Genomic DNA, 5145 nt, shown 5'->3' with positions numbered 1-5145 from the left:
GTTGAAGCCCGGCTTTTCCGGGAAGCGGCACCTCAAGCGGATCGGCCGCCGATTGGGGGACCGAGATCACGTCGTCCGCGGCCGGCGGTCCTTCCGGGGCCGCGATGGCGTTGCAGGCGGTCCAGAGGCAGCCGACGATCATCGCAAGGGTCGGCAACACGACCCGGTCCGAATCGACTGAACTGGAGAAACGCATCCGTTGGATCCACCTGATCCGGTCATTCGAAATCCCGTGGACCGGAGGCTTATCATGGGTGAGCACACCAGCCTTGAATAGGGGGGTGGAAAAAATACAATTAATGAGGGTGGCAAGGTGCCGTAGCGGAGATGTTGTGACCGGGGCATCGCGGCCAAATGGCGGATTACGCTCCGCTAATCCGCCCTACGCTTGCCCTCCGGTCAAGCCGGAGGACGACAGGGGATGGCTGGCCGGGACGTGGCTCGCGTCCGGGGGAGGATCAAATGGTCGATGAACGCCGCCAGGACCTGGATCAAAACGGCCGGCGCCGGGTCCGGAGCGAGGACCTGCCCGACTGGTTCGTTGACACGTCCTATTTTCGCGCCAAGCTGACCCCGGACCAGATCGTGGAACTCCGGCGGCGGCTCGACAAGTGGGGCGCCGACATCGAGTCTTTCGAAGGTATTTTCCGGGATTTCGATGCGTATGTTCGCCTCGACGACGAGCGGAATGGCCGGAAGCCGGGCGGGGCGTGAATGATCTACTTCGCCTATGGCTCCAATCTCGATCCCGTCCAGTGGGCCGAGCGGTGTCCGGGCTCGCCGCTGATCGGGGTGGCGCGGCTCGACGGGTACCGGCTGCATTTTCCACGGCATTCGCCGGTCCGGCGGTGCGCGGTCGCCAGCATCGAGGCGGTTGACGGAGGGATGGCGGAGAGCGCCGTGGTCTGGGGCGCGCTCTACCGGATGTCCGGGAAGGATTTCGCCGCGCTCGACGCCCGCGAGGGGCATTTTCCCGACCGGGCGCATGAAAGCCGCTACCTGCGGCGGACCGTCCGGGTCCTGCGGCCGGATCGGACCACGGTCGAGGCACTGACCTATGTGGCGATCCCTTCGCCCGATCCCGGGCATCCTTCGCGGAGCTACGTGAAGCACCTGATCGACGGCGCCGTTCACCACGGCTTTCCGGCGGCCTATGTCGCCGGGCTGAAGGCGATCCCGACGAAGCATCCGACGTCCGGCTGATCGCCGTCAGTCGCCGTTCCGCTCCTCGCCATATTGGATGACCTGGACTTCCTGCAGCGTCACCAGCCCGCTTCCCATCATCGTGTCGAGCACGGGCGTGAAGGCATCGATCTTCTCGCGGGAATCCACCATCTCGATGAGAATGGGCAGGTCCTGCGACAGCCGAAGGATCTTGGTGGTGTGGAGGTGGCTGGAATGGCCGAAGCCGATGGGCCCCCTCAGCACCGTTGCTCCGGCAAGCCCCATCTCGCGCGCCTTGAGCACGATGGCTTCGTAGAGCGGCGTATTGCCGTGCCGGTCGTCCTCGCCGATGAAGATGCGAAGCAGGACGGCGTCGCGCGGGACCTTCATGGCTAGATCCACCTCATGGTGTTGATGCCATTGGCGGCGGCTGCGCCGGCCCACACAGCGACGAGGCATATAACGACGGAAATGACGATGTTGGCTCCAGCATACACATATTCCCCGTCATTCAGGAGGTTGAGCGTCTGCAAGCTGAAGGAAGAGAAGGTGGTGTAGCCGCCGCAGAAGCCGGTCATCAGGGCGAGCCGGGTGGTCGAGCTGAGGAAGACGCGGCCGTCGGGAGCGGTGAGGATCGCGACGAAGCCGATGATGAACGACCCGACGACGTTGACGACCAGGGTGCCCCAGGGAAACGTCTCGCCGACCGTCCGCGCGATAACGCCGGACATCCAGTAGCGGGCCATACCTCCGAGGGCGCTGCCAAGTCCGATCCAGAGATAGGTGATCATCGATTCGCCTTTTCCTGACCGTGCAACCTGTTCGCGCTTTGCGCAAGGCGGGAGCGAACAGCCAGCAGGCCCGCGAGGGCGATTGCCGTGAACACCGCGCCGGCAAGGAAGGTCGCAGCCGGGCCGATCGCCTCCCACAGGCCGCCGGCGATGACGCTTGCCGCCAGCGCCGCCACTCCGCCGGCGAGGTTGAACACGCCAAAGGCGGTGCCGCGCAATTCGGCCGGCGCGGAGTCGGCGATCAGCGTCGCGAGAAGCCCCTGGGTCAAACCCATGTGGAGCCCCCACAGGGCGACGCCGATCGCGACGCCGGCGATGGTTCCGGTCAGGCCGAGAACCAGGTCGGCTGCGACGAGGAGGGTGAGCCCCACGGTCAGGACGCCGAAGCGGTCGACCCGGTCCGACAGGATGCCGGCGGGGTAGGCGGCGAGCGCGTAGACGACGTTCATGACGACCATCACCGCCGGGGCGAAGGCGGGCGGCAGGCCGACCGAGACGGCGCGCAGGATCAGGAAGGCCTCGCTGAAGCGGGCCAGGGCGAAGACGGCGGCGACGCCGACCACCAACCAGAATGTCGGGCCCATCCGGCCGAGCTCGGCGCGGGAAAGCGGCGCCCGCACCTTGCGGCGGGCCGGCGACCGCTCAGGCTCCCTCACCAGCGTGGCGATGAGGCCGAAGGAGAGGAAGGCCGGGATGACCGCGATCCAGAAGACGAAGGTGTAGTCGTCGCCGGTCAGGGCCATCAGCGCGATGGCGAGCAGCGGCCCGATGAAGGCGCCGACGGTATCGAGCGACTGGCGAAGCCCGAAGCTCGCGCCGCGGAGCTCCGGCGGCGCGATATCGGCGATCAGCGCGTCGCGCGGGGCGCCGCGGATGCCCTTGCCGATGCGATCGACGAAGCGCGCGGCGAAGAGCCAGCCGATCGACTGGGCAAGGGGAAAGACCGGCTTGGTGAAGGCCGCCAGGCCATAGCCGAGCGCGGCGAGGACCTTCCGCTTGCCGAGCCAGTCCGACAGCGCGCCGGAGAAGACCTTGGTGATCGACGCGGTCGCCTCGGCGACCCCTTCGATGACGCCGACCGTGAGGGCGGAGGCGCCGAGGACCGTCACCAGGTAGACCGGAAACAGCGCATGGATCATCTCCGAGGAGACGTCCATCAGCAGGGAAACGAAGCCGAGGACCCAGATGCTCGCCGGAATCGCCCTCGTGTGCCTTCTGATGCTGTCGGTCATCCGTATCGGCATACCACCAATGCCTCGTATCGTCCGCAACTTGGTGCTATGAGGCGGGCCGATCCCCGAGCATCATGTCAGCCATGGCCGCAGTCGAGACCCGAACCGTCGATGCCGACGAAGCCGAAATGCGCCTCGATCGCTGGTTTCGCGAGCATTATCCGCAGCTTTCCTTCGGGCACCTGCAGAAGCTGATCCGTTCCGGCCAGGTGCGGGTCGATGGCGGGCGGGTGAAGACCAACACACGGCTGGAACCGGGTCAGGTGGTGCGGATTCCGCCGCTCCAGAAGGGCGGCGCGGAGGCGTCCGGAGCGATGCCGGCCGGCGGTACGGCAAGGCCCGGTGGCGCTGGCGGGGACCATCAGATTTCGCTCGCCAGGGGCGGCGGCAAGGCGAGCGGCACGGGCGGCGATCTCGACCAGTTGCGGGCGATGCTCCTCCATGAGGATGACGCGGTCTTCGTCTTCAACAAGCCGTCGGGGCTCGCGGTCCAGGGCGGCTCCGGGCTGACGCGGCATCTCGACGGGATGCTGGAGGCCTTGCGCGACCGGAAGGGGCAGAAGCCGCGCCTCGTCCACCGGCTCGACCGCGATACCTCCGGGGTCATCGTCGTGGCGCGGACCCGGCTCGCCGCCCAGCACCTCGCCGCCGCCTTCCGCAGGCGCTCGACCCGCAAGATCTACTGGGCGCTGGTCAAGGGCGTGCCGAAGCCGAAGCAGGGCCGGATCTCGACCTGGCTCGCCCGTGGCGAGGGCGAGGAGGGCGAGAAGATGAAGGTCGCCCGCCATGGCAGCGACGAGGCGAGCCATGCGGTCTCGCTCTATTCGGTGGTCGACCAGGCCGGCCAGAAGCTCGCCTGGCTGACCATGCGGCCGGTGACGGGCCGCACCCATCAGCTGCGCGCCCACGCCGCCCATATCGGCCATCCGATCATCGGCGACGCGAAATATTTTTCCGCCGAGGACGAATGGGACTTCCCCGGCGGCATCCAGAACAAGCTCCACCTGCATGCGCGGCGGATCGTCATTCCGCACCCTTCGGGGGGGACGCTCGACGTCTCGGCGCCCTTGCCGCCGCACATGCTGCAGAGCTGGAACCTGCTCGGCTTCGATGCCGAGATGGGCGACCGCGGCGGCGAGGAGGAGTGATGGCCGATCGCAAGGCGCCGACCGACGCGTCCGCCCTCGCCAAGCGGCTGATGCAACCCGAACTGCCGAAGCGGTTCTACAGCCAAGCCTCGGTCGAGGCCGGGGAAGAGGGCTATCGGCTCCTGCTCGACGGGCGCCAGGCCCGCACGCCGGCGAAGAACCTGCTGGCGGTCAAGGACGAGGCGGTGGCGCAGGCGATCGCGGCGGAATGGGAGGCGCAGGTCGAAACGATCAACCCCGACCGGATGCCGCTGACCCGGCTCGTCAATACCGCGATCGACCGGGTGTCGGGGGAGATCGATGCGGTCCGCGCCGACGTGGTGGCGCATGCCGGGAGCGACCTGATCTGCTACCGCGCGGAGGGACCGGAGGGGCTGACCGCTGCGGAGGAGGCGGCCTGGGGGCCGCTGGTCGCCTGGGCGCGGGACGACCTCGGCGCCCGGCTGTTGCTCGCCGAGAGCATCATCCATGTCGCCCAGGACGACGCCGCCATCGCGGCGATCGAGGCGGCGGTCGCGCCGTTCGACGCGCTCGGCCTTTCGGCGCTTCACGTCGCGACGACGCTGACCGGCTCGGCGATCATCGCGCTGGCGCTGGCCAGGGGCCGGCTCTCGGTCGAGGAAGCCTGGGGCGCCGCCCATGTCGACGAGGACTGGCAGATGAGCCAGTGGGGGCAGGACGAGATGGCGCTCGCCCGCCGGGCGGTGCGCCTCGCGGAGCTCAAGGCCGCCGCGCTGGTGCTGGAGCGGGCGCGCGCTCAGTAGCCGTCGAGCTTGCGGTAGGGGTCGGGGAGCTTGCCGAAATGCGCCG

Annotated in this window: 7 protein-coding genes; 4 read left to right on the top strand and 3 right to left on the bottom strand. The window is 68.1% G+C overall.

The window, feature by feature from the left end; translation table 11 throughout:
• Nucleotides 1-462: 462 nt before the first annotated feature.
• Nucleotides 463-714 carry a hypothetical protein gene (locus tag KDJ86_RS20190; protein ID WP_291750136.1) on the top strand — a complete coding sequence of 84 codons (252 nt, stop codon included), beginning with the start codon at nucleotides 463-465 and terminating at the stop codon, nucleotides 712-714.
• Complete coding sequence (locus tag KDJ86_RS20185; RefSeq protein ID WP_291750130.1) at nucleotides 715-1203, top strand: gamma-glutamylcyclotransferase family protein; 489 nt, start codon at nucleotides 715-717, stop codon at nucleotides 1201-1203. It abuts the gene before it with no gap.
• A gap of 6 nt (nucleotides 1204-1209) precedes the next feature.
• Here the strand turns inward: KDJ86_RS20185 and KDJ86_RS20180 are convergent, their stop codons facing one another.
• From KDJ86_RS20180 to KDJ86_RS20170, 3 genes are read right to left on the bottom strand one after another with little or no spacing between them, the layout of a single operon-like run.
• Complete coding sequence (locus tag KDJ86_RS20180; protein WP_291750127.1) at nucleotides 1210-1554, bottom strand: putative PII-like signaling protein; 345 nt, start codon at nucleotides 1552-1554, stop codon at nucleotides 1210-1212.
• Nucleotides 1555-1556: 2 nt separating this feature from the next.
• On the bottom strand, nucleotides 1557-1955 hold the full coding sequence (gene crcB, locus KDJ86_RS20175; protein ID WP_291750124.1) for a fluoride efflux transporter CrcB: 399 nt from the start codon (nucleotides 1953-1955) through the stop codon (nucleotides 1557-1559).
• Nucleotides 1952-3187 (bottom strand): MFS transporter, encoded by a 1236-nt coding sequence (locus KDJ86_RS20170; protein WP_291750122.1) that lies wholly within the window; start codon nucleotides 3185-3187, stop codon nucleotides 1952-1954. Before KDJ86_RS20170 ends, crcB begins: the two co-directional genes overlap by 4 nt.
• 83 nt (nucleotides 3188-3270) lie before the next feature.
• Here KDJ86_RS20170 and KDJ86_RS20165 point away from each other — a divergent pair, with 83 nt between their 5' ends.
• Both KDJ86_RS20165 and KDJ86_RS20160 read left to right on the top strand, forming a co-directional pair.
• On the top strand, nucleotides 3271-4335 hold the full coding sequence (locus KDJ86_RS20165; RefSeq protein WP_291750139.1) for an RluA family pseudouridine synthase: 1065 nt from the start codon (nucleotides 3271-3273) through the stop codon (nucleotides 4333-4335).
• The gene (locus KDJ86_RS20160; protein WP_291750120.1) at nucleotides 4335-5099 is read left to right on the top strand and encodes an ATP12 family chaperone protein; all 765 of its coding nucleotides are present in this window, start codon (nucleotides 4335-4337) and stop codon (nucleotides 5097-5099) included. Before KDJ86_RS20165 ends, KDJ86_RS20160 begins: the two co-directional genes overlap by 1 nt.
• Nucleotides 5100-5145: the final 46 nt, after the last annotated feature.

Origin of the sequence: Bauldia sp. (genome assembly GCF_020442045.1) — a bacterium.
In the GTDB taxonomy this organism is placed as follows: Bacteria; Pseudomonadota; Alphaproteobacteria; order Rhizobiales; family Kaistiaceae; genus Bauldia.
Note: the sequence above shows the minus strand (reverse complement) of the source record. Positions and strands in the feature narration are given on the sequence as shown.

Excerpts from the sequence above, each read along its gene's own strand:
- KDJ86_RS20185 (WP_291750130.1), top strand. The coding sequence starts at position 715 with ATGATCTACTTCGCCTATGGCTCCAATCTCGATCCCGTCCAGTGGGCC.
- KDJ86_RS20160 (WP_291750120.1), top strand. The coding sequence starts at position 4,335 with ATGGCCGATCGCAAGGCGCCGACCGACGCGTCCGCCCTCGCCAAGCGG.
- KDJ86_RS20165 (WP_291750139.1), top strand. The coding sequence starts at position 3,271 with ATGGCCGCAGTCGAGACCCGAACCGTCGATGCCGACGAAGCCGAAATG.
- KDJ86_RS20180 (WP_291750127.1), bottom strand. The coding sequence starts at position 1,554 with ATGAAGGTCCCGCGCGACGCCGTCCTGCTTCGCATCTTCATCGGCGAG.
- crcB (WP_291750124.1), bottom strand. The coding sequence starts at position 1,955 with ATGATCACCTATCTCTGGATCGGACTTGGCAGCGCCCTCGGAGGTATG.
- KDJ86_RS20170 (WP_291750122.1), bottom strand. The coding sequence starts at position 3,187 with ATGACCGACAGCATCAGAAGGCACACGAGGGCGATTCCGGCGAGCATC.
- KDJ86_RS20190 (WP_291750136.1), top strand. The coding sequence starts at position 463 with ATGGTCGATGAACGCCGCCAGGACCTGGATCAAAACGGCCGGCGCCGG.